The sequence below is a fragment of the Zhengella sp. genome, from assembly GCF_041397485.1.
Classification (GTDB): domain Bacteria; phylum Pseudomonadota; class Alphaproteobacteria; order Rhizobiales; family Rhizobiaceae; genus Zhengella.
In genome coordinates this window covers 348,350-375,035 of sequence record NZ_JAWKWO010000002.1, presented here as the reverse complement: position 1 = coordinate 375,035, position 26,686 = coordinate 348,350, and the positions used below count along the sequence as shown (strand labels likewise).

General features: G+C 65.7%; 18 protein-coding genes and 1 pseudogene. 14 read left to right on the top strand and 5 right to left on the bottom strand.

Features of this window, described 5'->3' with window-relative positions; all coding sequences use genetic code 11:
* Window positions 1–41 precede the first annotated feature (41 nt).
* Window positions 42–1,652, bottom strand: a complete 1,611-nt coding sequence (locus R3D65_RS07835; protein WP_371274656.1) for a phosphoenolpyruvate carboxykinase — start codon at window positions 1,650–1,652, stop codon at window positions 42–44.
* A 375-nt stretch (window positions 1,653–2,027) separates the two neighbouring features.
* Here R3D65_RS07835 and R3D65_RS07830 point away from each other — a divergent pair, with 375 nt between their 5' ends.
* The 11 genes from R3D65_RS07830 to trxA all read left to right on the top strand — a co-directional run bounded on the left by R3D65_RS07830 (window position 2,028) and on the right by trxA (window position 19,065).
* Complete coding sequence (locus R3D65_RS07830; RefSeq protein WP_371275009.1) at window positions 2,028–2,738, top strand: response regulator transcription factor; 711 nt, start codon at window positions 2,028–2,030, stop codon at window positions 2,736–2,738.
* 50 nt (window positions 2,739–2,788) lie between these two features.
* Window positions 2,789–4,570, top strand: coding sequence for a stimulus-sensing domain-containing protein (locus tag R3D65_RS07825; protein WP_371274655.1), 1,782 nt, complete (start codon window positions 2,789–2,791; stop codon window positions 4,568–4,570).
* 165 nt (window positions 4,571–4,735) lie between these two features.
* A complete protein-coding gene (locus R3D65_RS07820; protein ID WP_371274654.1) occupies window positions 4,736–5,137 on the top strand; it encodes a PTS sugar transporter subunit IIA in 402 nt (133 codons plus the stop codon).
* A complete protein-coding gene (locus R3D65_RS07815) occupies window positions 5,134–5,424 on the top strand; it encodes an HPr family phosphocarrier protein (protein WP_371274653.1) in 291 nt (96 codons plus the stop codon). Before R3D65_RS07820 ends, R3D65_RS07815 begins: the two co-directional genes overlap by 4 nt.
* A gap of 147 nt (window positions 5,425–5,571) precedes the next feature.
* Window positions 5,572–6,966: an adenosylhomocysteinase gene (gene ahcY, locus R3D65_RS07810; RefSeq protein ID WP_371274652.1), complete on the top strand. Its 1,395-nt coding sequence runs from the start codon at window positions 5,572–5,574 to the stop codon at window positions 6,964–6,966.
* A gap of 349 nt (window positions 6,967–7,315) precedes the next feature.
* The gene (locus R3D65_RS07805; protein WP_371274651.1) at window positions 7,316–9,787 is read left to right on the top strand and encodes an ATP-binding protein; all 2,472 of its coding nucleotides are present in this window, start codon (window positions 7,316–7,318) and stop codon (window positions 9,785–9,787) included.
* Between the two features lie 9 nt (window positions 9,788–9,796).
* On the top strand, window positions 9,797–11,302 hold the full coding sequence (gene tsaE / locus R3D65_RS07800) for a tRNA (adenosine(37)-N6)-threonylcarbamoyltransferase complex ATPase subunit type 1 TsaE (protein WP_371274650.1): 1,506 nt from the start codon (window positions 9,797–9,799) through the stop codon (window positions 11,300–11,302).
* Entirely contained in the window at window positions 11,302–12,024 is a 723-nt protein-coding gene (locus tag R3D65_RS07795) for a nucleotidyltransferase family protein (protein WP_371274649.1), read from the top strand. The genes tsaE and R3D65_RS07795 overlap by 1 nt, the downstream gene beginning before the upstream one ends.
* 4 nt (window positions 12,025–12,028) lie before the next feature.
* The gene (addB, locus tag R3D65_RS07790; protein ID WP_371274648.1) at window positions 12,029–15,154 is read left to right on the top strand and encodes a double-strand break repair protein AddB; all 3,126 of its coding nucleotides are present in this window, start codon (window positions 12,029–12,031) and stop codon (window positions 15,152–15,154) included.
* Entirely contained in the window at window positions 15,151–18,666 is a 3,516-nt protein-coding gene (gene addA, locus R3D65_RS07785) for a double-strand break repair helicase AddA (protein WP_371274647.1), read from the top strand. Before addB ends, addA begins: the two co-directional genes overlap by 4 nt.
* Before the next feature lie 75 nt (window positions 18,667–18,741).
* The gene (gene trxA, locus R3D65_RS07780) at window positions 18,742–19,065 is read left to right on the top strand and encodes a thioredoxin (protein ID WP_371274646.1); all 324 of its coding nucleotides are present in this window, start codon (window positions 18,742–18,744) and stop codon (window positions 19,063–19,065) included.
* Between the two features lie 279 nt (window positions 19,066–19,344).
* Here trxA and R3D65_RS07775 read toward each other — a convergent pair whose 3' ends face one another.
* A complete protein-coding gene (locus R3D65_RS07775; RefSeq protein ID WP_371274645.1) occupies window positions 19,345–20,877 on the bottom strand; it encodes a YifB family Mg chelatase-like AAA ATPase in 1,533 nt (510 codons plus the stop codon).
* A gap of 182 nt (window positions 20,878–21,059) precedes the next feature.
* Window positions 21,060–22,004 (bottom strand): glutathione synthase, encoded by a 945-nt coding sequence (gene gshB / locus R3D65_RS07770; protein ID WP_371274644.1) that lies wholly within the window; start codon window positions 22,002–22,004, stop codon window positions 21,060–21,062.
* A gap of 227 nt (window positions 22,005–22,231) precedes the next feature.
* On the opposite strand from gshB, the pseudogene R3D65_RS07765 reads away from it, so the two are divergent.
* A pseudogene (locus R3D65_RS07765) lies at window positions 22,232–23,581 on the top strand (putative bifunctional diguanylate cyclase/phosphodiesterase).
* A 26-nt stretch (window positions 23,582–23,607) separates the two neighbouring features.
* Here the strand turns inward: R3D65_RS07765 and R3D65_RS07760 are convergent.
* Together R3D65_RS07760 and R3D65_RS07755 are read right to left on the bottom strand one after the other, a co-directional pair.
* Complete coding sequence (locus tag R3D65_RS07760; RefSeq protein ID WP_371274643.1) at window positions 23,608–23,955, bottom strand: septal ring lytic transglycosylase RlpA family protein; 348 nt, start codon at window positions 23,953–23,955, stop codon at window positions 23,608–23,610.
* Window positions 23,956–24,086: 131 nt separating this feature from the next.
* A complete protein-coding gene (locus R3D65_RS07755) occupies window positions 24,087–24,752 on the bottom strand; it encodes a flavodoxin reductase (protein ID WP_371274642.1) in 666 nt (221 codons plus the stop codon).
* A gap of 223 nt (window positions 24,753–24,975) precedes the next feature.
* On the opposite strand from R3D65_RS07755, the gene R3D65_RS07750 reads away from it, so the two are divergent.
* The gene (locus tag R3D65_RS07750; protein ID WP_371274641.1) at window positions 24,976–26,217 is read left to right on the top strand and encodes a PRC-barrel domain-containing protein; all 1,242 of its coding nucleotides are present in this window, start codon (window positions 24,976–24,978) and stop codon (window positions 26,215–26,217) included.
* Between the two features lie 129 nt (window positions 26,218–26,346).
* Complete coding sequence (locus tag R3D65_RS07745) at window positions 26,347–26,685, top strand: YqjD family protein (protein ID WP_371274640.1); 339 nt, start codon at window positions 26,347–26,349, stop codon at window positions 26,683–26,685.
* Window position 26,686: the final 1 nt, after the last annotated feature.

The window sequence follows — 26,686 nt, the reverse complement described above, 5'->3', positions numbered from 1 at the left end:
GCGGGGATTGCGCCGGGCCGTGATGCGGGGATTTCCGGCCGTTATTCCGCGGCCACCTGGACGCGCGGCGCAGCATCGCGCACCGAACCGTCGACATGGGCCTCGAACTTGGCGAAGTTCTCGATGAACATGCTCACCAGGCGGGCGGCCTGCACGTCATAGGCGGCCTTGTCGGCCCACGTGCCGCGCGGATCGAGGATCGCGGTGTCGACACCGGTGACGGCGACCGGCACTTCGAAGCCGAAATTCGGGTCCACGCGGAATTCCGCCTCGTTGAGCGACCCGTCCAGCGCGGCGGCCAAAAGGGCGCGTGTCGCCTTGATCGGCATGCGCGATCCCGTCCCGTAGGCGCCACCGGTCCAGCCGGTATTGACCAGCCAGCAGGTGACACCGTGCCGGGCGATCAGCTCGCGCAGCAGGTTGCCGTATTCGGACGGGTGGCGCGGCATGAAGGGCGCGCCGAAACAGGTGGAGAATGTGGCTTCCGGCTCGGTCACGCCCTTTTCCGTGCCAGCCACCTTGGCGGTGTAGCCGGACAGGAAGTGATACATGGCCTGGGCCGGCGACATGCGGGCAATGGGCGGCATGACGCCGAAGGCATCGGCGGTGAGCATGATGATGTTCTTCGGGTGGGCGGCCTGGCCGGTCTGCGATGCATTCGGGATGAAATGCAGCGGATAGGCGCAGCGGGTGTTCTCGGTCAGCGAGCCGTCGTCGAAGTCGGGCACGCGGTTTTCATCCAGCACCACGTTTTCCAGAACCGTTCCGAAACGCTGTGTGGTGGCGAAAATCTCCGGCTCTGCCTCGGCCGACAGGCGGATGGTCTTGGCGTAGCAGCCGCCCTCGAAGTTGAAGACGCCGTTCTCGCTCCAACCATGTTCGTCATCGCCAATGAGCGTGCGCGACGGATCGGCCGAGAGCGTGGTCTTGCCGGTGCCCGACAGGCCGAAGAAGACCGCCGTGTCACCCTGCGGCCCCACATTCGCCGAGCAGTGCATCGGCATGACACCGCTTTCGGGCAGCAGGTAGTTCAGCGCCGTGAAGACGGATTTCTTCATCTCGCCGGCATAGGACGTGCCGCCGATCAGCACGATCATGCGCGTCAGGTCGACGGCGATCACCGTTTCGGTGCGGCAGCGATGACGGCCAGGGTCGGCCTTGAACGACGGCAGGTCGATGATCGTCATCTTGGGCAGGAAATCTTCCAGCGCAGAGCGCTCCGGACGGATCAGCAGGTTGCGGATGAAGAGATTGTGCCAGGCATACTCGGTGATCACGCGCGTGGGCAGGGCATTGTCCTCGTCGGCGCCACCGACGAGATCCTGGACGAAGAGGTCCATGCCCTCGGCATGGGCGATGAAGTCCTGCAGCAGGCGGTCGAAGTCCTCGCCATCCATCGGCTTGTTGTTGTCCCACCAGACCTTGTCGGCCGTGCCGGCATCGCGGACCACGAACTTGTCCTTGGGCGAGCGGCCGGTGTGCTGGCCGGTCACGGCAACAAAGGCGCCCTTGTCGGTCAGGCGCCCCTCGCCGCGGCGAACGGCTTCCTCATAGAGTTCGGCCTCCCCGAGATTGTAGTAGACCGTGCCGAGATTCTTCAGTCCCGACGTTCCGATCCCGTTGTCGGGATTGCACAAACCGATCTCTTTCATGCCTGCCACCTGTTTCCTCTCGCAGATGCGTGCCTTCGCCTGAAGGCAATGACTGACCCTGCAATGCCGCTGCGGCACCACCCGAAACCGGGGAGAAACAGAAAAGAAAAGCAAATTCAAATCATTAATCGATTTAAAGATTTGAAATTCGTTTAAATCGGTTATAGCGGGGTAAACTGTGCACAGTCCTTCGGCAGCCGCACGGCGCCCGTTGCAAGCCGTTTGGGCACTTCCTACCTGAGGCTGTGGAACAGGGCGCCATGCCAACCCGTTCGACAGGGACTGGCGGATGTGCCACAATTTGTACCCAATTTGTCCGCCAGAACCGCGCCGGCAAAACGGCAAGGGACAGGTCTGATGAGGGAGAACCCCGGCATGGCAACCATCGCGCTCGTCGATGACGATCGTAATATCCTGACCTCGGTCTCGATCGCGCTGGAATCGGAAGGCTACAAGGTCGAGACCTATACCGACGGCGCATCGGCGCTGGAGGGGTTGCAGGTGCGCCCGCCCAACCTTGCGATCTTCGACATCAAGATGCCGCGCATGGACGGTATGGAACTGTTGCGCCGGCTGCGGCAGAAATCCGACCTGCCGGTGATCTTCCTGACCTCCAAGGACGACGAGATCGACGAATTGTTCGGCCTGAAGATGGGCGCGGACGATTTCATCAAGAAGCCGTTCTCGCAGCGTCTCCTGGTCGAGCGCGTCAAGGCGGTGCTGCGGCGCGCGGGCGCCCGCGAGGCCGCGGCAGGCGCCAAGCCAGGCGTTGAGAGCGCCGCCCAGCAATTGCAGCGCGGGCACCTGCTGATGGACCAGGAGCGCCATACCTGCACATGGAAGGGCGAGCCGGTGACGCTCACGGTGACGGAATTTCTCATCCTGCAGGCGCTGGCACAGCGGCCGGGCGTGGTGAAGAGCCGCGATGCGCTGATGGATGCGGCCTATGACGAGCAGGTCTATGTGGACGACCGCACCATCGACAGCCACATCAAGCGCCTGCGCAAGAAGTTCAAGGTGGTCGACACCGATTTCGACATGATCGAAACGCTGTACGGCGTGGGCTACCGTTTCCGCGAGGCATGAGGGCCCGTGCCGCGTGACACGCGGCCGGATGGCTCATCCAGAGGACAGGAATGGACGGCGCAAGCAGGAGCAAGAGCGGGGAAAAGGCAGGCAGGCGCCAGACCGGGGCGCCCGGTTCGCGCCGCCCGCTGCGCTCGTTCCGGCGCCTTGTCGGCGCCCTGGTCTTCTCCAGCCTGACGCAACGCATCCTCGTGCTCAACCTTGCCGGGCTCGGCGTGCTCGTGTCCGGCATCCTCTATGTCAACCAGTATCGCGAAGGCCTGATCGACGCGCGGGTGGAAAGCCTGCGCACGCAGGGCGAGATCATCGCCGGCGCCATCGCCGCCTCGGCCTCGGTGGAGACGGATTCGCTGCGCATCGATCCGGAGAAACTGCTCGAATTGCAGGCCGGCCAGAGCGTCGGGCCCAGCGGCGACGGGCTCGACAGCCTCGACTTCCCGATCAATCCGGAACGGGTGGCGCCGGTGCTGCGCCGGCTCATTTCCCCGACACGCACCCGCGCGCGCATCTATGACCGCGACGCCAACCTGCTGCTCGACTCCCGCCATCTCTATTCGGGGGGGCAGATCCTGCGCTATGGCCTGCCCGGGCTCGACGCGGCCGAGGACACATCGCTGCTCGACCGGATCGGCGACTGGCTCAAGCGCTTCATGCAACGCACCGACCTGCCGGTGGACCGCGAGGAGCCCGGCGGCTCCGGCGCGGCCTATCCGGAAGTCATGACAGCACTGACCGGGACGGGCGACCGCCAGGTGCGGGTATCGGAAAAAGGCGAGATGATCGTCTCGGTGGCCGTCCCGATCCAGCGTTTCCGCGCCGTGCTCGGCGTGCTGCAACTGTCGACGCAGGGCGGCGACATCGACGCCATCATCGCGTCCGAACGCAAGGCCATCCTCGCGGTTTTCGGCGTGGCCGCGGTCGTCACCATGCTCCTGTCGCTGCTGCTCGCCTCCACCATCGCCAATCCGCTGCGCCGCCTTGCCGCAGCGGCCGTCCGGGTCAAGCGGGGCGTGAAGAGCCGCGAGGAGATCCCCGATTTCTCCGAACGGCAGGACGAGATCGGCAATCTGTCCACGGCGCTGCGCGACATGACCAATGCGCTCTATGACCGGATCGACGCCATCGAGCGCTTCGCGGCCGATGTCAGCCATGAACTCAAGAACCCCCTGACCTCGCTGCGCAGCGCGGTGGAAACGCTGCCGCTGGCGCGCAACGAGGTGTCGCGCGACCGGCTGCTGGAGATCATCCAGCACGATGTGCGCCGCCTCGACCGGCTGATCACCGACATTTCGGACGCCTCGCGGCTGGACGCGGAACTGGCCCGCGCCGACAATCGCAGCGTCGACATGCAAAAGCTGCTTTCCGACCTGGTGGCGGCGAGCCGCGAGACGACGCGGGCCGGCCGCGAGGCGCGCATCGACCTGCGCATCGTGCCGGCAAGCGGCAACCGCAGGGATTTCCTCGTCCAGGGCCACGACCTGAGGCTCGGCCAGGTCATCGCCAACCTGATTTCCAATGCGCGCTCCTTCGTGCCTGCCGAAAACGGGCACATTCTCGTCACGCTGGCGCGCAGCCAGCGCCGTGTCATCGTCACGGTGGAGGACAATGGCCCCGGCATCCGGGCCGAGAACATCGAGCGCATCTTCGAACGCTTCTACACCGACAGGCCGGCAAGCGAGGCTTTCGGGCAGAATTCCGGCCTCGGCCTGTCGATCTCGCGGCAGATCGTGGAAGCCCATGGCGGCCGGCTGACGGCTGAGAACATAGCCGGCGCGAAACCGGGCGACATCCGTGGCGCGCGCTTCGTCGTGGCCCTGCCGGCGGAGAACTGATCAAAAGACGACGTCCGGCGGGATTTTCGGCGCAAGAGAATCCTTCGCAGTGCAAAAAAGGGCTTGTCAACGCGCTTCACACTGACAAGATAGCGGCCCGCGAAGAAGCGGCACCGTGACAATAAGAACGGACGGTGACATGGCAATGACGGGAGCCAGGCATTCATGATCGGACTCGTGCTCGTGACGCACGGTCAGTTGGCCGAGGAGTTTCGCCACGCGGTTGAGCATGTGGTCGGCCCGCAGGAGCATTTCGAAACGGTTTCCATCGGCGCCGAGGACGACATGGAGCAGCGGCGGCAGGATATCGTCGACGCGGTCGCCAGTGCCGATGCAGGCCATGGCGTGATCATCGTGACCGACATGTTTGGCGGAACGCCGTCCAATCTGGCCATCTCGGTGATGGATGCCGGCCGGGTGGAAGTGGTGGCCGGCATGAACCTGCCCATGCTCATCAAGCTCTCCAGCATTCGCGCCGGCAATGACATGGCGGATTCGCTGTCCGAAGCGCAGAATGCCGGGCGCAAGTATATCAACGTGGCCAGCCAGATCCTGAGCGCCAAATGAGCGAAACCATGCCGGACGCCATCACGCGCACGCTGGACATCGTCAACAAGCGCGGACTGCATGCCCGCGCCTCGGCACGGTTCGTCGAGATGGCCAACGGCTTCAATGCACGCGTAAGCGTGGAAAAGGATGGCCTGGACGTCGACGGGACCTCCATCCTGGACCTGATGATGCTGGCCGCCTCGCCCGGTTGCCGCATCACCGTCACAACCTCCGGGCCACAGGCCGAGGAGGCGATGGACGCCCTCGCCGCGCTTGTCGCCGACCGTTTCGGCGAGGAGTGCTGAGCGGCGCCTCCCCGAAACACATGGAGGCATAAAGATTTCTTTATGTCTTGTTGCCCGGCTTGCGCAACTCTGCTATGGAGGCGCCAGTTCGCGGGCCTGCCGTACTGCGCATGCCCAAGGCCTTCCCATTCAACGGAGTGACCTTTCATGGCACAAGACTATGTCGTCGCCGATATCGGCCTGGCCGAATTCGGGCGCAAGGAAATCGACATTGCCGAGACCGAAATGCCGGGCCTGATGGCCTGCCGTGAGGAATTCGGCACGGCGCAGCCGCTCAAGGGCGCGCGCATCACCGGCTCGCTGCACATGACGATCCAGACCGCCGTCCTGATCGAGACGCTGAAGGCGCTGGGCGCGGACGTGCGCTGGGCATCCTGCAACATCTTCTCGACGCAGGACCATGCCGCCGCGGCGATCGCGGCCACGGGCACGCCGGTCTATGCCGTGAAGGGCGAGACGCTGGAGGATTACTGGCGCTACACGGATGCCATCTTCCAGTGGCCGGACGGCGGCCATTCCAACATGATCCTGGACGATGGCGGCGATGCCACGATGTACATCCTTCTGGGCGCGCGCGCCGAGGAAGGCGAGGACGTGCTGTCCAATCCGGGATCGGAAGAGGAAGAGGTGCTGTTTGCACAGATCCGCAAGCGCATGGCGGCCACGCCGGGCTGGTTCGTCAAGCAGCGCCATGCCATCAAGGGCGTGACCGAGGAAACGACCACCGGTGTCAACCGGCTCTACCAATTGCAGAAGAAGGGCCTGCTGCCCTTCCCGGCGATCAACGTCAACGATTCGGTGACCAAGTCGAAATTCGACAACAAGTATGGCTGCAAGGAATCGCTGGTCGACGGCATCCGCCGGGCAACCGATGTGATGATGGCCGGCAAGGTCGCGGTGGTGTGCGGCTATGGCGACGTGGGCAAGGGCTCTGCCGCATCGCTGCGCGGCGCGGGTGCGCGCGTCAAGGTGACCGAGATCGACCCGATCTGCGCGCTGCAGGCCGCCATGGACGGCTTTGAAGTCGTGCGCCTTGAGGACGTGGTCTCGACCGGCGACATCTTCATCACGACCACCGGCAACAAGGACGTCATCCGCATCGAGCACATGCGCGAGATGAAGGACATGGCGATCGTCGGCAATATCGGCCACTTCGACAACGAGATCCAGGTCGCCGCCCTGCGCAATCTCAAGTGGACCAATATCAAGCCGCAGGTGGACATGATCGAGTTCCCGAAGGGCAACCGCATGATCCTGCTGTCGGAAGGCCGGCTGCTCAATCTCGGCAATGCCACGGGCCATCCCTCCTTCGTCATGTCGGCCTCGTTCACCAACCAGGTGCTGGCACAGATCGAACTCTACACCAAGGGCGGGACCTACAGCCACGAGGTCTATGTGCTGCCCAAGCATCTGGACGAGAAGGTGGCGCGGCTGCATCTGGCCAAGCTCGGCGCCAACCTGACCGACCTTTCGGAAGAACAGGCCGCCTATATCGGTGTCGGCACCGAAGGCCCGTTCAAGCCGGAACACTACAGATACTGATCTTCACCTGAAGAGACACAAGATATGGATGCCGGGCGAAAAGAGCTTTCGCCCGGCATTATTTTTGTCCAGCGGGCTTCTTCACGGGGATTCCCGCTTTGGGTATGGTGTGATTCGTCAAGCTTCCGGGCGGGGACACGCACACAGGCAGAGAAGCTGGCAAACAGGGCGGTCTTGGGCTTCATCGTGGAGACGACAAGGCATGCCGACATGCGGGCCGGAAACGGCAAGGGCCCCGTTTTCAGCGGCGAAAGCGGGACCATGTGACAGAAAAGCGAGGGTTCCTGTGACAGGGGACGACGGGCAACGGTGTGCGCCACGGCGAACGCCGACGGGGACATATCGGCCGATGAAGCGCAGCGGGTTCCTGCACGTCATCAGGCGCAGGCTGGCCGGGGTCACCGCCTTGGTTCCGGCATGGCTGGCCGCCGGTCCTGCCCATGGCGCGGAAGCGGCAAGCGGCTTTCTGAACTTCGGCGTCACGGATGTCATCCAGTATTCCATCTTCACCGGCATGCTCGGCGCGGCCATGGTCCTGGCGGTGTGGGTGATCCTCGAACGCGCCCGCGTCTCCGACCAGAATCGCGCGCTGCGCCAGCGTATCTCCGATCTCAATGCGGCGCTGCAGCGCAACGAGAGCCTGCTCAACCTGAAGGACCAGCGCCTGATCGTCTGGAGCGACCCGCAGGCGCAAGCCGACTTGGTGGGTAGCCTGCCCGCCGAATGCGGGGCACCGGACGACCGGGCAGCCTTCCTGGCCTTCGGACGGTGGCTCACGGCTGCCTCGGCGCAGGCACTGGAACGGGCCATCATCGCCCTGCGCGACAAGGACGAACCGTTCTCCATGGTCTGCCAGACGCGCACCGGCACCATGCTGGAAGCCGATGGCCGGATCGCGCCGCATCATACCGTCGTGCGGTTCAATTCGCTCTCGGAAGCGCGTGCGGACCACGCCCGCCTGAAGGCCGAACACCAGGCCATGCTTGCCGAATTCGCCACGATGCGCCATCTGGCCGCGGTCGCGCAGATGCCGATCTGGCTGCGGGGCAGCGACGGCCGGCTGAGCTGGGTCAACGAGGCCTATGCGAAAGCCGTGGAGGCCGCCGATCCGGCCCAGGCCATCGCCGAGCAGCGTGAATTGCTGCCCACGGCGGCGCGCGAGCAGATTGCCAGGCACCAGCAGGGCGAACCGACATTCGCCTCGCGCCTCTCCGCGGTGATCGGCAAGGAGCGCCACCAGTTTCTCGTCACCGACTGGCGCGGGGAGTCCACGTCTGCGGGCATTGCCGTCGACGTGACGGCGCAGGCCTTGCTGCGCGAGGAATACGACCATGCGCAGCGCAGCCACGCCGACACGCTGGACCAGCTCAACACGGCGGTGGCCATTTTCGATGCCGGGCAGAAGCTGCGGTTCTACAACCTGGCATTCCAGAAGCTCTGGGACCTCGATACCGGCTTCCTGTCGTCAGCGCCTTCGCATGAATTGCTGCTGGACCGGCTGCGCAGCGACGGCGTGCTGGCCGAACAGCCCGAATGGCGGCGCTGGAAGGAGCAATTGCTGGGCGCCTACCGGGCCGTGGACAGCCAGGAGCACTGGTGGCACCTGCCTGACGGGCGCACCATCCGCGTGGTCGCCAATCCGCAGCACAAGGGCGGCGTGACCTGGGTGTTCGAGAACCTGACGGAAAAGATCGATCTGGAAAGCCGCTACAAGACGGCCATTCGCGTACAGGGCGAGACCCTGGACAACCTGGCCGAGGGCGTGGCCGTGTTCGGGCCGGACGGGCGCGTGCGCCTGTGCAATCCCGCCTTTGCGGAGCTATGGGGCCTGCCGGACGAACTGGCGCAGGAAAACGTCCATATCTCCGCCATACGCGGCGCCTGCGACGTTCTCGCCAAGGACAGCCCCTGGCCTGACTTCGTTTCGCTGGCCACCGGCTTCGACGAGACGCGCGACGAGCGCCAGGGCCGCGCCGAACTTTCCGACGGCACGATCCTGTCCTGGGCGGCGATGCCGCTGCCCAACGGGCAGTTGATGACCACCTTCGTCGACATGACCGACAGCTTCAACGTGGAACGGGCGCTGAAGGACAAGAACGAGGCCTTGCAGAAGGCCGACCAGCTCAAGGACGAATTCGTCCAGCACGTTTCCTACGAATTGCGCTCGCCGCTGACCAATATCATCGGCTTCACCGAACTTCTTTCCATGCAGACGCCCGGTCCGCTGACCGAGAAGCAGCGCGACTATGTCGACCATATCGCCACATCATCGGCGGCGCTGCTGACCATCGTCAATGACATCCTGGACCTTGCCACCGTCGATGCGGGCATCATGCAGCTCGACATCGTGGACATGGACGTGGCCGAAACCGTACAGGCGGCAACGGACCTGGCGGCCGACCGGTTCGCGGAACAGGCAATCGAACTTTCCGTCATGCTCGACCGTGCGCCCGCCACCCTTGCGGCCGATGCCAACCGGGTGCGGCAGGTGCTGTTCAACCTTTTGGCCAATGCCGCCAACTATGCGCCCGAAGGCAGCACGGTCTCGCTCACGGTCGAGGCGCGGGGCGACCGCGTGGCCTTCACCGTGCATGACGACGGGCCGGGCATGAGCCGCGAAATTCTCGACACCGTCTTCCGGCGCTTCTCCTCGGCGGGGGGCGGGCGCCGGCGCGGTGCCGGCCTCGGCCTTTCCATCGTCAAGAGCTTCGTGGAACTGCATGGCGGAACGGTGGACCTGACGAGCGGGCCGGACGAGGGCACCACGGTAACATGCCTGTTTCCGATCCGCCGTGATGGCCTGCAGGCCGCGGCGGAATAGGCCGCCCGCATGGAGCCGTTCTCATTCTCCATCTTCCTTGCGGACGAGGCGGCGACCGGACGGCTGGGCGAAGACATCGCCATGGCCCTGAAACCGGGCGACATGCTGGCGCTTCATGGCGACCTCGGAGCGGGCAAGACCAGCCTTGCGCGCGCCCTCATCCGTGCCATTGGCGACGACGGGACCATGGATGTTCCCTCGCCCACCTTCACCCTCGTGCAGAGCTACGACCTGCGCCTTCCCGTGGCGCATTTCGATCTCTACCGGCTTTCAGGGCCTGACGAACTTGAGGAACTGGGGCTCGATGAAGCGCTTGCCAACGGGGCCGCGCTGGTGGAATGGCCTGAACGGGCCGGAGATCTGCTTCCCGGCGATGCCATCGCGCTGACGCTTCTGCATGAAGGCGAAGGCCGGCGCGCGGACATCCGTTGCGCCGGGAAAGCCGGCGCGCGCCTTGCCCGCAGCTTCGCCATCCGCGCCTTTCTCGATGCCCATGGCTGGGGCGCGGCGGCGCGGCGGTTCCTGACCGGCGATGCCTCGGCGCGGGCCTATGAGACGGCGACCCTTGGCGGCGAGACCCGCATCCTGATGAACGCACCGCGCATGCCCGACGGGACGCCCATCCTGGACGGATTGCCCTACAGCCGGATCGCGCATCTGGCCGAGGACGTGGCGCCCTTCGTGGCCATCGCCCGGGCCTTGCGGGAAAGGGGCTTCGCGGCGCCCGCCATCCATGCCGCCGATTACGATCACGGCTTCTTGCTCATGGAGCATCTCGGCCCTCCGGGTTTCCTGGATGCGGCGGGAAACCCGGTGCGGGAGCATTACGAGGGGGCGGCCCGCGCGCTTGCCGCCTTGCATGCGGTGGCGTGGCCGCGGGACATGCCGGTTGCCGGAGACATGGTGCATCAGGTTCCGGACTATGACCGGCGAGCCATGCTCATCGAACTCGACCTCATGCCGTCCTGGTACTGGGAGTTCGCCACCGGGCAAGCACCGGACGCAGCGGCACGGGCGGCGTTTGCGGCAGGCTGGAATGCGGTTCTTGACGAACTGGCGGACGCCGAGACCAGCCTTGTGCTGCGCGACTATCACTCGCCCAACATCATCTGGCGGGAAAGCCGCGACGGGCTCGACCGGGTCGGGCTGATCGATTTCCAGGATGCCATGATGGGGCCCGCGGCCTATGACGTGGCCTCGCTTGCCCAGGATGCGCGGGTAACCGTCGACCCGGCGCTGGAAAAGGCGGTCATCGAAGCCTATTGCACGGCGCGCGAAGCGGATGGCCCGTTCGACCGCGCCCGTTTCGACAAGGCCTATGCGGTGATGGCGGCGCAGCGAAATTCCAAGATCCTCGGCATTTTCGTGAGGCTCGACAGGCGTGACGGCAAGCCGGGCTACCTCAAGCACCTGCCGCGCATCCGGGACTATCTTTCACGCGTTCTGGGCCATGAGGCGCTGGCGCCGTTGCGTGCACACTATGCGATGCTCGGCATCACCCGGGCCGGCACCTGATGGCGGTTCATCCAGACAGCGCCTTCGTGCTGGCGGCCGGGCTTGGCACCCGCATGCGGCCCCTGACCGACACCTGCCCGAAGCCGCTGATAGAAATCGCCGGGCGCAGCCTGCTCGACCGCGGCCTCGATCTGCTGGCTGCGGCCGGCGTACGGCATGCGGTCGTCAATGTTCATTGGCTGGGCGAACAGATCATCGCCCATGCGCGCACCCGCCACGACATTGCCATCACCATATCGGACGAGCGGGAGCGCCTGCTGGACAGCGCCGGCGGCATCGTCAAGGCACTGCCGCTTCTTGGCAGCAAGCCGTTCTACATCCTGAACGCCGACACCTTCTGGCTGGACGGGGCAAGTGCGGCCTTGCCAGCCATGGCGAAGGCATGGAACGATGCAACCATGGATATGATTCTGCTGCTGGCCGACCCTGCCCATGCCACCGGCCATACCGGGGGAACCGACTTCCTGACCGATGCGGACGGCCGCCTGACGCGCGCCCGTGGCGCTGCCGGCGGCCATGTCTATGCCGGGGCCGCGATCATCCACCCGCGCGTGCTGGCGGGCGCGCCGGCGGAGCCGCATTCGCTCAACATCCATTTCGACCGGCTGATCGCCGAAGGCCGCCTGTTCGGCCATGTCATGGACGGGCACTGGATCACCGTCGGCACGCCCGATGCGATCGCACCGGCAGAGAAGGCGATCCGGCGCCACGGACAGGCGTGACGCCATGGGCGAGCGGACTGCGCGCGTCTGCACCATAGAGCCGGGGGTTCCGTTCCTTCCGGCGCTGGCGCATGCGCTGGCCGAAGGGCGGCTCATTCCCGGCTATCCCGACGGGGCCGGGCCGATGGCGCTGGCCGATGCCACCATCTATGTTCCCACCCGGCGCGCGGCACGGCGCCTGCGGGCCATTTTCACCGAACGAACGGCATCCGGCGTGGCCATCCTGCCGGCCATCCGGCCACTGGGCGAGTTCGACGAGGACGCTCCCTTCTTCATGGAGGACGCGCCGCCCCTGCCCGATCTCGACCCGCCGATCGGGGCAATGGAACGGCTGATGGCCCTGGCCCCGCTGGTGCAGGCCTGGAAGGGCAAGGTGACGGACGAGATCGCGCGCCTGCTGGATGAACCGGTGACCGTGCCGAACAGCTTCGCCGATGCGCTCTGGCTGGCCCGCGACCTGATCGCCCTCATGGACGAGATGGAAACCGAAGGTGCCGGCTGGGACAAGCTCAACCTTCTGGCCGAGGGCGACCTGGCGCAATGGTGGCAGGTGACGGTGAAATTCCTCGAAATCGTCACCACGCTGTGGCCCGAGCATCTGGCGGCCATCCGGCGGTCAAATCCCGCCGCCCATCGCAATGCGCTGATTGCGGCCGAGGCGGCGCGGCTTCAGGCCCGGCCGCCGGCCGGTCCGGTGATCGCCGCCGGTTCAACCGGCTCCATTCCCGCGACAGCCCATCTGCTGGGCGTCATCGCCCGGCTGGAAAAGGGCGCCGTCGTCCTGCCTGGCCTCGACCGCGAACTGGACGAGGAAAGCTGGGCGCTGATCGGCAACCCGGATGCCGCGCCTTCCGTCTTCGGCCATCCGCAATACGCGTTGAAGAAACTGCTTGCGCGGCTGGGCATCGACCGGCGCGACGTCGTGACACTGGCCGAGGCCTCTCCCGCGCTTGCCAGCCGCCGGCAACTGGTGTCGCAAGCACTGCGCCCGGCCGAAACCACGGATCAATGGGCCGAAAGCGCCGACCGGACAAAAGCAGCCCTGACCAACGGCGCGCTGGACGGCATCGCGCTGGCGGAGGCGCGGCACGAGCGCGAAGAGGCCATGACCATTGCCGTGGCGCTGCGCAAGGCCATCGAGGACGGGCATGAACCGGCCGCGCTGGTCACCGGGGACAGGATGCTGGCGCGGCGCGTCTCATCGGAACTGCTGCGGTTCGGCATCGCAGCCGACGATTCGGCCGGCACGCCGCTCGCCGCAACGCCACCGGCAACGTTGCTTGCCCTGCTCGTCACGGCTGCGCTCAGGCCCGGCGATCCGCTGGCGCTGCTGGCGCTGGCCAAGCATCCGCTGACGCATCTCGGCCTTGAACGCGGCCAGCTTCGCGAAACGGCGGAATTCTTCGACCTGGCGGTTTTGCGTGGCGGCGCGGCGCGGCCCGACATCGCCACCTTGCCCAGCCTTGCCAACGAGCGGCTGGCGGGGCTGGCGGACCGGCATCCGCCGCACTGGATCGAACGGCTGACGCCGGGCCGCATCGAAGCCATTGTGGACCTTTCGCGACGCATGGCGGAGGCCGCCGCGCCACTGACGGCGATGCGTGACATCGCGAATGCCGGCATCACGGAGCTCACGCGCGCGACCGTGCTGTCGCTGGAGGGAATGGGGCGCGAGGCCGATGGCGGACTGGCCGAGCTTTATCGCGGCGATGCAGGTGAAGCACTGGCCGCGCTCCTGCGCGATCTGCTGACCGCCGGCGAGGATACGATGCTGACGCCCGCCGAATGGCCCGATGCACTCGGCACGATCATTGCCGGCGAATCGGTGAAGCCGCGCGCGGGTGCCGAAAGCCGTGTTCATATCCTGGGCCAACTGGAAGCCCGGCTGCAGGATTTCGGCTTTCTGGTGCTGGGTGGCCTGAACGAGGGAAGCTGGCCTGGCAAGGCGCAGGCCGACCGCTTCATGTCCCGGCTGATGAAATCCATGATGGCGCTGGAGCCCCCGGAGCGGCGCATCGGCCAGGCGGCGCATGACTTCGAAACGGCGCTGGGGGCGCCGCGGCTGCTCATCACACGCGCTCTGCGGCAGGACAATGCGCCGGCCACGCGCTCACGCTGGCTGCAACGCCTGCTGACGCTTGCCGGCAACGCGGCCGAAGCGGACCTGCTGGCGCGCGGGCAGGCCCATATCGAATGGGCGCGCATGCTGGATCAGTCGGAGCGGGTCGATTTCGCCGCCCGGCCGGCGCCCAAACCGCCATTGGAGAAGCGCCCGAAGCATTTCTCGGTCACCGAGGTGGAGACGCTGCGCCGCGACCCCTATGCGATCTTCGCCCGCAAGATCCTGAAGCTGAAGCCGCTCGAACCGCTGGTCGGCGACCCGGGCGCGGCCGAACGCGGCACGCTGTTTCACGAAATCCTGCACCGCTTCACCAAGGCCGGCATCGATCCACAGGCTGGCGACGCCGTCGAGCGCCTCACGGCCATCGGGCGCATCTGCTTTGCCGAACTGGCGCTGCCGGCCGATATCGAAGCTGTCTGGTGGCCGCGTTTCGAAGCCATGATTCCGGAATTGCTGGATTGGGAAACAGGCCGCAAACGGCCGGGCACACATGCCCTGGCCGAGGTCGGCGCACGGGCGACGCCGGTGGACGGCACAGGTGTCACGCTTTCCGCGCGGGCCGACCGTATCGACCTGAACGCCGACGGTCATGCCGACATTCTCGACTACAAGACCGGCGCGCCACCTTCCGCCAGGCAGGTGCAGGCCTTGCTGGCGCCGCAATTGCCGCTGGAGGCGGCGCTGGTGCTGCGCGGCGCCTTCGATGGCATCGCGTCCGGCACGCAGCCCGGCGACCTGGCCTACATCCAGCTTGGCGCGCGCGGCAAGGTCGAGCACAAAAGCGTGCTGGGCAAGGGCGACAAGGCGGTCACGGGCGCAGCCCTGGCAGAGGCCGGCTGGGCAAAGCTGGCGGCGATGCTGGTTTACTACAACGACCCGCAGACCGGCTATGTCTCGCGCCTGCTGCCGCTGGCCGAAGGCGCCATGGAGGGCGATTACGACCACCTGGCGCGGGTGCTGGAATGGTCCGCCGGCAGCGATGGCGAGGGCGGAGCGGAAAGCGAATGAGCGGCGCGCTGAACATTCCCGCCGATGTTGTCGAGAGCCAGACGCGGGCGGCCAATCCGGCGATTTCGGCCTGGGTGTCGGCCAATGCCGGCTCTGGCAAGACCCATGTCCTGGCATCGCGCGTCATCCGCCTGCTGCTGGAAGGCAACGAACCGCAGCGCATTCTCTGCCTGACCTATACGAAGGCGGCCGCCGCCAACATGGCGCACCGCATCTTCAAGACGCTGGGCGGCTGGGCGATGGCAGACGATGCGGCGCTTGCTGGCGCCATCCAAGACCTGACCGGCGCGGCGCCCGGGCGCGGGCAGATGCGCGATGCCCGCACGCTGTTTGCACGGGCGCTGGAAACGCCGGGCGGCCTGAAAATCCAGACGATCCACGCATTTTGCGAGGCGATCCTGCACCAGTTCCCGCTGGAAGCGAACATTGCCGGACATTTCGAAATGCTGGACGGGCGCATGGAAGCCGCACTGGTCGGCGAGGCCAGGCGCATGCTGCTGACGGCCGCTTCCAAGGACGAGGCAGGACTGGCGGATGCCTTCGCAACCGTCCTGGCAAAGGCCGGAGAGACCGGGCTGGACGGGCTGATGCAGGATATCGTGGCCCGGCGGGACGAGTTGACCACGTGGCTGGGCGAGGAAGGCGGGGCCGAAGCGTGCCGCGCGGACCTTCTGGCGCTTTTCGGTCTGGGGGCGGCCGCAAGCGCGGACGACATCGCGCGGGCGGCATGGCCCCTGCCCGGCTGCGACCCGGACTTCCTGCGCGCCATCGATGCATGGGCGCTGAACCATGGTGCAACGCGCGCCCGCGATGCCTGCACCCATGCCGCCGTGCAGGCATGCGGCGAAAGCGGCGCCGTGGCACGCCTGCAGGCGGTGGCGGCAGCGCTGCTCAGCGGCAAGGGCGAACCGTATTCGGTGACCTGGCTCTTTCCCGCTGCCATGCGCAAGGCGATGCCCGATCTCGCCGAGCGCTACCTCGCAGGGGCGCAGGCCGCCGCAGGCGCGCTGGACCGTATCGCCACGCTCGACATGGTGGACAACACAGCGGCCGCACTGACCATTGCCGACCGGCTGATCGCCCGATACGAGGCGCTGAAACGGGCGCGCGGCTTTCTCGATTTCAACGACCTGATCCGGCGTACGGCCAATCTTCTGCAACGCCAGGATGCCGGTGCGTGGGTCCACTACAAGCTCGACAGGGGAATCGACCACATTCTCGTGGACGAGGCGCAGGATACGAGCCCGGTTCAATGGGACGTCATCAAGGGACTGGCCGCGGAATTTTTCGCCGGACAGGGCGCGCGGGACAACGTGACGCGCACCGTTTTCGCCGTGGGCGACGAGAAACAGTCGATCTATTCCTTCCAGGGCGCCGAACCCGACGCCTTCGATGCCTCGCAACACCATTTCCGCACGCTGACACGGGCGATCGACAAGCCGCTGGTCGAGGTGGAACTGAAATATTCGTTCCGTTCCACGCCCGATGTGCTGCATGCGGTCGATACCGTCTTCAAGGCCGAAGCCGTGCGCAAGGGCCTGACACGCTATGGCGAGGTGATCGAGCACAAGGCCGTGCGCGCCGACCATCCCGGCCATGTCGAGGTGTGGCCATCCATCCAGGCGCAGAAAAGCGACGAGGAAGAGGATTGGACCAAGGGCATCGACCATGCAACGGCACCGGCGGTGGAACTGGCCAACCGCATTGCGGCGACGGTGGACCACTGGCTGAAGACCGGAGAGACCCTGCCGGGCAAGGGCCGCGCGATCACGGCCGGCGACGTGCTGGTGCTGGTGCGCAAGCGCGACCGCTTCATCCACGCGCTTTCACGCGCGCTGAAGAATCTCGGCATCCCCGTGGCGGGTGCGGACCGGCTGAGCCTGCCGGCCCATATCGCCGTCAAGGACATGATCGCCATCGGCCGCTTCGTGATGCAGCCGGAGGACGACCTGTCGCTTGCCGCCGTGCTCAAGAGCCCGGTCTTCGGGCTCGACGATGACGACCTGATGCAGCTGGGGCTGGAGCGGCCGGCGGCACGCAGCCTTTGGCGCGCCTTGCGCATGACGGCGGCAACCGAACCGCGCTACCAGGCCGCAGAGACGCTGCTGCTGACATGGCGGGCAGAGGCCGGCTTCCGCCGACCGGCGGACTTCTTCGCCAGCCTGCTGGCCCGCGACGGCGTGCGCCGGCGCATGGTGGCGCGGCTTGGCGCCGAAGCGGACGAAATCCTCGATGAGTTCCTCGCCTTCGCGCTGGCGCAGGAGCGGACGGGGGTCTGCGACATGGAGAGCCTGCTCGACACGCTGGAAACAAGCGCGCCGGAGATCAAGCGCGAGATGGACCAGAACCGGTCGGAACTGCGCATCATGACGGCCCATGCGGCAAAGGGACTGGAAGCGCCGGTCGTCTTCCTCGTCGATAGCGGTTCGGCACCCGTCATCGCGCAGAACCGGCCGCTTCTCACCCCGTTCAAACCCGATGGCGAGGCGATCAGGCGCTTCATATGGCGCGCCGGGGCAGGCAGGAACACGGCGCTTGCGGCCATGGACGAGGCCAATGACGCGCGGGCTGCGGACGAGTACCGGCGGCTGCTCTATGTCGGCATGACGCGGGCCGAAGACCGGCTGGTGATCTGCGGCTATCATGGGGTGCGCGGCCAGAACGAGGGAACCTGGCAACGGCTTGCCAGAGACGGCCTGAGCACCTCCTCCTTCACGCGCGAGGAGGTGCATCCGGTGACCGGTGAGTCCGTGCTCGTTTACCGGGAGACCGAAGGGCCGGGCTTGCCGCCTTGCGCGCCACCGGCCGCTGCCGCGCAAGCGCAGGCCAGACCCTTGCCGTTCGACCCGACGGCCCGGCCCGTACCCGCCGAGCCCCTGCCGAGGCCGCTGTCTCCGTCCGGGGCGGCGCTGCTGATCGACCCGGTGGCCGGCGATGCCCCACCCGCCGGCTCGCCCGTTCTCGACACGCCCGACATGGCGCCCCTGGCGATTCGCCGGGGCATTGCCTTGCATACCCTGTTCCAGATGCTGCCGGATGTGGAGCCCGGCCGCCGGGAGGCAACGGCGCGCGCATGGCTCGCCCGCGCCGCAACCGACTGGCCGGATGGCGAGGCGGAACGCGCGCTGGAGACCGTGCTCGCGATTCTTGCCGATCCGGGCTTCGGGGAAGCTTTCGGGCCAGGATCGCGGGCCGAAGTGCCGGTTTCCGGGCATGTCGACATCGCCGGGCGGCGCCACCCTGTCTCCGGTGTCATCGACCGGCTGTGCGTGACCGGCAAGGGCGTGCTGGCGCTGGACTACAAGACCAACCGGCCGCCGCCGGCATCGCTGGCGCAGGTTCCGTCCGCCTATGTCGTACAGATGGCGCTCTACAAGGCGCTGCTCGAACAGCTCTGGCCAGACAGGCCCGTCGCTTGCGCGCTGCTGTTCACCGAAGCCGCACGTCTGATCATGCTTCCTGACGCGGCAATGGAAGAGGCCTTGACCCGATTGCGGCTGCGTCGGGCGTGACAAAGTTGTGACTTGAACAGCGACACGCGAAGGACCACATTGGCGCCAACACGAATCTCGCAAGGAGAAATGACAATGGCGACCGTCAAGATCGACAAATCCAATTTCCAGTCCGACGTGCTTGGCGCCGCCGAGCCGGTGGTGGTGGATTTCTGGGCCGAATGGTGCGGTCCGTGCAAGATGATCGCACCGGCGCTCGACGAGATCGCCGGTGAAATGGCCGGCAAGATCAAGATCGCGAAGATCAATATCGACGAAAATCCGGAACTGGCGGCGCAGTATGGCGTTCGCTCGATCCCGACGCTGATGATCTTCAAGGGCGGCGAAGTGGCCGACATGAAGGTGGGCGCTGCGCCGAAGACGGCCCTGTCGTCCTGGATTTCCGGCGCGGTGGCCTGAGTCCGGTCGTATCGGCCAACCGGCCAACCGGCAGGTGCTGCCGGTCAGGGTCAGACAACAGAACCCCGGCGCCTGGCGCCGGGGTTTTTCATGTTTTTGAGCTTGATGTTTCCCTGCCGACCATCGCCCTCCCTTGCCAGCCACCCTGACGGGCAAGCGGATGCGTACCGCTTCCGGGGGCGCGCGATCCCGCTTTGCGCGCGTGATGCAACGGGTGCCGGGCCAGTGGCCGGCATGTCTGACCGCGGTCCTTCCGCAGGCAGGGCGCGAAGCCGGCGCTCAGGCGGCCGAGGCCATCCGCTCTCCCGCCATCCGGTATGAAATGGACTCGGCCAAGTGGATGCGTCCGACCGTGTCGGCGCCATCGAGATCGGCGAGTGTGCGCGCAACCTTCAGGATTCGATGATAGGCGCGGGCCGAGAAACCGGCCTTCTCAGCGGCATCGTGAAGCAGTTGCAGTCCGGCGGAATCCGGGCTTGCCACCTGCTCGACCAGCGCCGTCGGGCAATGGGCGTTGACGGTGGATGGCGGCAGGCCAAGCGCCGCGTAACGCGCCGCCTGCATGGCGCGGGCTGCCTCGACGCGCCGCGCAACCGCCGCCGAGGTCTCGGCCGTGCCGGGGCGGATCAGGTCGGCCGCCGAAACGGCGGGCACTTCCACGCGCAAGTCGATGCGGTCCAGCAGCGGGCCGGAAATGCGCGCCTGATATTCGCTCTGGCAGCGCGGACCGCGGGCACACCGGTGGCCCGGCTCCCCCGCCATGCCGCAGCGGCAGGGATTCATGGCCGCAACCAGCTGGATGCGGGCCGGATAGGAGACACGGTGATTGGCGCGCGCGATGAAGCATTCGCCGGTTTCCAGCGGCTGCCGCAGCGAATCCAGCACGGCGGGGGCGAATTCGGGAAACTCGTCGAGAAAGAGTACGCCGTTATGCGCCATGGAGACCTCGCCCGGACGGGCGCGAAATCCGCCGCCCACCATGGCCGCCATGGACGCGGAATGATGCGGGGCACGGAAAGGCCGGCGGTCGGACAGCTTGCCTCCGGCCAGTTCGCCGGCGATCGACGCGATCATCGAGACATCCAGCAATTCGCGCGGCGTCAGGCGCGGCAGAATGGATGGCAGGCGCTGGGCAAGCATCGACTTGCCCGATCCTGGCGGTCCGACCATGAGCAGGTTGTGGCCGCCGGCGGCAGCCAGTTCGAGCGCGCGCTTGGCCGTTTCCTGGCCCTTTATGTCAGCGAGATCGGGCAGGTTGGCCGGCGCCTGCCGGATCATCGGCTCGGGCCGGGTGAGAACCTGCGTGCCGCGGAAGTGATTGGCTATGGCGATGAGGCTGCGCGGGGCGAGAATGTCGATGCCGGCGCCGGCCCAGGCGGCCTCGGCGCCGGAGCCGTGCGGACAGATCAGGCCGAGGCCCTCGGCATTGGCCCCCATGGCCGCAGGCAAGGCGCCTGCCACAGGTGCAATCGTTCCGTCCAGCGCCAGTTCGCCCAGAACCACATGGGAGGCCAGCGCATCGGGCGGAATCGCGCCCAAAGCAGCCATCAGGCCGAGCGCGATCGGCAAGTCATAGTGGCTGCCCTCCTTGGGCAGGTCCGCCGGCGCCAGGTTCACCGTCACCTTCTTGACGGGCATGGAAAGGCCGGAGGCATGCAGTGCCGCCTGCACCCGCTCACGGCTTTCCGCCACGGCCTTGTCCGGCAGGCCGACGATATGCATGTTCATCTTGCCGGGCGCGACCATGACCTGGACGTCGACAGGAACAGCCTCGATCCCCTGGAAAGCAACCGTGCGGACACGTGACACCATGTGTCATCCCCCTTGCAGGCCGCATCCCCAGAACGGCCCGCGGACGAATTGTCAGCACGCAGGACAGTGAAACCACAACTGCCGGAAGAAATCAAGAACAATTCAGGAACAATGCACCCGCGACGGTGGAAAGCGGTTGCATCGGGTTGTGCAGACGGAACAGCGCGTACCGCGCCGGGCGGTCAGCCCGCCGCGCGGCGTTCAACGGCATCCCAGAAAAGGGCGGCGATATCTGCGCCGCCGAACTTCTTCACTTCGCGCACGCCGGTCGGCGAGGTCACGTTGATCTCGGTGAGCCAGTCGCCGATCACGTCAATGCCGACGAGGATGAAGCCACGCTCGCGCAGGGCGGGACCGATGCGTGCGCAGATCTCGCGTTCCCGTTCGGTCAGGTCGGAATGTTCCGCCCGGCCGCCCACATGCATGTTGGAGCGGCTGTCATGGTCGGCCGGCACCCGGTTGATGGCGCCAACCGGTTCGCCATCGATGAGGATGATGCGCTTGTCGCCCTTGCGCACGGCAGGCAGGTATTGCTGCACGATGTAGGGCTCGCGGAAAATCTGCTCGAACATTTCCAGCAACGACGCCAGGTTGCGGTCATCCTCGCGCATGTGGAAAATGCCGGCGCCACCATTGCCATAAAGCGGCTTGATGATGACATCGCCATGCTTCTCGCGGAAAGCGGCCACGTCGGCCCGATTGCGGGTGATGAGCGTGGCCGGCATCAGGTCGGCGAACTCCGTGACGAAAATCTTCTCCGGCGAATTGCGCACCCATGCCGGATCATTGACCACCAAAGTTCCGGGGTGGATGCGTTCGAGCATGTGGGTGGTGGTGATGTAGTTCATGTCGAATGGCGGGTCCTGGCGCAGCAGCACCACATCCATGTCCGAAAGGTCGGTGCGCACCGGCGCGCCCAGCGTGAAGTGGTTGTCCCTGACATCCCGCACTTCCAGCGGTTCCAGCCAGGCATGGATGCGATCCTCTTCCTGGGACAGGCTGTCCGGCGTGTAGTGATGAAGGCGATGCCCGCGCGCCTGCGCCTCCAGGCACAGGGCGAAGGTGGTGTCGCCGGCAATCTGGATCGAGGAGACGTGGTCCATCTGGACCGCGATGTTGAGTGCCATGCCCGCTTGCTCCCTGGTATCCGGCCAAGGCCGGCTTCGCTGCATTCTGTCCTGCCCATGTATCGCCCGCGCGCGGGTTTGCCAATTCCAAACGCGCGCGGCCACCATGCCGCGGGGCCGTGGTCGCGAAGACGGACGGCAGGTCTGATCTTATAGTTCGAATATCACGAAATATTCAGACTTCCCCTTGAGACTCGTCCGGATCGAGGTGACGAAACAGGGGCGTCATGCATACGTCCGGAAAAACAGGCTTCCGACCGCAGGCCAGTAAAGAACTCGTCCTGACGGATCCGCTGACGGGGCTTGGCAACCGCCAGCGCTTTTCGGAAAAGGTTGCACGCCAGATCGCCGATACGGCGGACGATCCGGTTCCGTTCACCATCTGCATCATCGACCTCGACGGCTTCAAGCCCATCAACGACCTGTTCGGCCGCATGGCCGGCGACGACATCCTGCTGCAGGTGGCGCTGCGCCTTCGCAACGCTCTGGACGAAGGCGCCTTCGTGGCGCGGATCGGCGGCGACGAATTCGCCATCCTCTATCCCTCGGTCTTCACCGAAAAGGCGGCACGCGATCATGCCGAGATGCTGCTGGAGGTGATTTCAGCGCCTTACGACCTCGGCGACCGCACGGCACGGCTGGGCGCCTCCATTGGCGGGGCGCTCTACTACAATGCCGATGACGATGCCGATGCGCTTTTCCACAAGGCGGAGACGGCGCTTTACCACGCCAAGCGCTCGGCCCGCTCGAAGGCGAAGATCTTCAGCCGCGCGATGGAAGAGGCTGCGCGGCGGGTCACGCATATCGAGCAGGCGCTGCGGCGCGCGATCTCGGCGGGCGAGGTGGAGCCGCATTTCCAGCCGATCGTGGATCTGAAGTCGCGGGCGACCATCGGCTTCGAATGCCTCGCGCGCTGGAACGACCGCGATCTCGGCCCGGTGCCGCCATCCGCCTTCATTCCGATTGCCGAAGAACGCGGCATTATCGGCGAGCTGTCGCGATTGCTGCTGCACAAGGCCACGCAAGCGGCGCGCACATGGCCGGACCACCTGTTCCTTTCCTTCAACCTGTCGCCGTCGCAACTCGTCGATCCCAATACGGGCCTGACCATCCTGTCGATCCTCGACCGGAACGGATTCGACGCCTGGCGGCTGGAGATCGAGATCACGGAAACCGGCGTGATGAGCCATCCGGCTTCGGCCAAGTAGATCATCGACGACCTGCGCAGCGTGGGCATCCGCGTTTCGCTCGACGATTTCGGCACCGGGCAATCGTCGCTCGGCCGGTTGCGGGAGATCCCGTTCGACAAGCTGAAGATCGACCGCGCCTTCATCTCCGAAATCCTGCGCGACCGACCTTCCGAACACATTGTCAAGGCGATCCTGGCAATGTGCGACGGACTCGGCATGGACGTCGTGGCGGAGGGCATCGAGGAAGAAGCCCAGGCGGAAATGCTGGTCGACTTCGGCTGTGCCGGCGGACAGGGCTATTTCTTCGGCCGGCCCGTCGACGCGCTGTCCACGCTGGGCTATCTGCGCGACGCCTTTCCCGCAGACGCCAAACGCCGGCCAGGCTGACGCGCCGCTGTAGCGGGCAAGACCTTTCAGCCCTTTACGAAGCAGACATTGGTATGGCCGCGGGAAATGAAGCCGAGCTTGCCGGCCGCAGCCTTGGAAAGGTCAATGATCCGGCCCTTCACGAAGGGGCCGCGGTCATTGATGCGAACGATCACCGAGCGGCCATTGTGCTGGTTCGTGACCTTGACGCGCGTGCCGAAGGGCAAGGTGCGATGGGCGGCGGTCATGGCAGCCGGGTTCATCCGTTCGCCCGAAGCGGTTCTGGAGGTGAGGGCATACCAGGAGGCGCCGCCACACTGGGCCGATGCCGTTTCCAGCGCGAGAGGGGTGGCGGCCACGGCAAGCGCGGCGGCAAGAAGAGTGTGCTTTTTCATGATCTACCCGCGGTTTTTCCTTGTGTTGCCGGCGCGGGTAGGAACGAAACAGGGCGAGACCGTGGCAAGCGACCGGTCCCGCCGGTCACATGGGATGAACGGCTGTAACATCCCTGCGGCTGATCGAAGGCCTATTCGTCGAGGCTGACGGCATCGGGGCGAACGCCGGCCGCAGCCAGATGTCCCTTCACCGCTTCCATCATCGGCGGCGGGCCGCAGACATAGAATTGCCGGTCAAGGTCGCCGCCGGTCACCTCGCCCAGCAGGTCTTCATCGACCAAGCCGTGATGCATGCCGCTCCTTCTTTCCTCCGACAGGACATGAACAACCTTCAGACCGGGCATCTTGTCCAGTTCGTCGCGGCAGATGATGTCCTGTTCGGTCTTGTTGGCGAAGACAAGTGTATTGCCGGCCAGTTCGTTGCGGGATTTCAGATCGCGCAGGATTGCCAGGAAAGGCGTCAGGCCGGCGCCGCCGGCAATGAAGACGCCCCTGCCCTTGTAGCGGAAGGTCCTGAAGGGTTCGGCGATGCAGATCGCCTCGCCCACCAGCAATTCATGAATGCGGCAGGTGACGCCATCGTGGTCCGGGTAGCGCTTGATGGTGAATTCGAGCGTTTCCTGGGCGGGAAGCGACGTCATGGTGAACGGCCGGGTCTCGTCGCGCCAGCCTTCGCGGTCCAAGGCCAGTTCGGTCGCATCGCCAGGCTGATAGTCGAACCCTTGCGGGCGCGTCATGCGGAAGCGATGCACGTCGCGCGTCAGGGGTTCGATGGCCAGTATCTCGGCTTTCTGCATCCGTCATCTCCCTTCATCTGCTTGAGGAAGAACGGGATTGCAGGCGCGGGGTTCCGGGGCCGCAAAAGAGCAAAGGTGACAGAAATCTTCCACGTCCGGGAACAAGGCGCGCAATCGTTCATTGACAGTGCGTCGACAGAGCGCCGCGCAGCGCAAGCGTCTGGAAAACGTCTTCTTGCGCCACGCGGCCATATGCCACCCGGACATACAGAGGAAACGTAACATGCTCACCAAGCTTTTCGCCACCACTGCAATGGTTGCCCTGATGACATCGGGAGCCATGGCAGCCGATCATGAAGCATCCAAGGACATGACGCAGGGCGGTCAGCCCGTCTTTTCACAGGATGCCGGCCAGGACATGACGTCCGAGACCGGTTATTTCGAAGCGTCCAACAAGCAGATCCTGGCGTCGAACCTGCTTGGCGCGACGGTCTATACCGAGCGTTCGGGCGAACGCGGTGCGGCCATGAACCAGGATGACCAGTCCAGCGGCTATGGCACCAACGGCACGACGGCCGCACAGGATGGCCGTGTTGACGGCCAGGCCGCCAATGGCCAGCAGGCCGCCGGTGCGATGAACGACAACCAGGATGCCGGCATGGCCGATGGCGACCGTACGGCGGAAGCCCTTGACGGCAACGAGGCCGCGACGGACCAGGCCGCACGGCAGACCGCGATGATGGACAATTACGACAATGTCGGCGACGTCAATGACGTTGTCATGGGCCAGGATGGCCAGGCCGAAGCCGTTGTGATCGGCGTTGGCGGCTTTCTCGGCATCGGCGAGAAAAACGTCGCCGTGGATTTCGACAAGCTGAGCTGGGTCGATCGCGACGGCGAGCGCTGGCTGATGATTTCGGCCACCCGCGAGGAACTGGAAGCCGCACCGTCCTTTGACACCGCCAGCGTGGAAAACAACGGCCAGCGTCAGGACCGCATGGCCTCCGACGAGCAGATGGACCAGACCAACCGTCAGGACCGCGTGGCCTCCGACGAACAGATGGACCAGACCAACCGTCAGGACCGCATGGCCTCCGACGAGCAGATGGACCAGACCGACCGTCAGGACAACATGGCGGCCACGGACGACCGCAACGCGGTGGACCGGGAAACGACAGCGGCGGTGAACCGTGACGGCTGGACAGCCACGCAGCAGGGCGAGATGAGTGCCGAAAACCTGCTTGGCACCTCGGTCTATGGCGCCAATGACGAGGATCTTGGCGAGATCGGCGATGTCATCCTGACCGCTGACGGCCAGATCGAAGCCTATGTGGTCGATGTCGGCGGCTTCCTGGGGCTTGGCGAGAAGCCTGTCGCCCTGGACGCCAGGGAACTGCAGATCATGCGCAATGGCAACGGCGAACACCGCATCTTCACGCGGTTCACGGAGGAGCAGCTGGAACAGCAGCCCTCCTATGACGAGGCCACCTATGCCACCAACCGGGATCAGATGCTGCTTCGCTAAGCATCGCTGACCCCTGTTTTACGGAAACCGGCCGCATCACGCGGCCGGTTTCTGGCGTTCAGCGGCCCGGAGACGGAACTTCGTTTTGCCGAACACGTTCTTCAACTGATCGAACGAAAGGAGACATCGATGGCGACTGCCACGCAACGTGCTGCTTCCGAAAAGAGCAACGGAACCACGACCGCGGCCGACATCCAGGCGCAGGTCGAGGAGCTGAAGAGCGACATTTCCAGGCTGACGCGGACGATCGGCGACTTCGGCGCCTCGAAGGCCGGGGAAGCCAAATCGAACGCCACGGCCCGCGCGGACGAAGCGATGAATGCGTCCCGCGAAGTCCTCGCCAATGCGCGTGGCGAACTGGACCGGCTGGAGGTGATGCTGCGCGAGGAAGTGCGCCGCAAACCGGTGCAGACGCTCGGCATAGCGGCAGGCATCGGCTTTCTGGTCGCGCTGCTCATGCGCCGCTGAC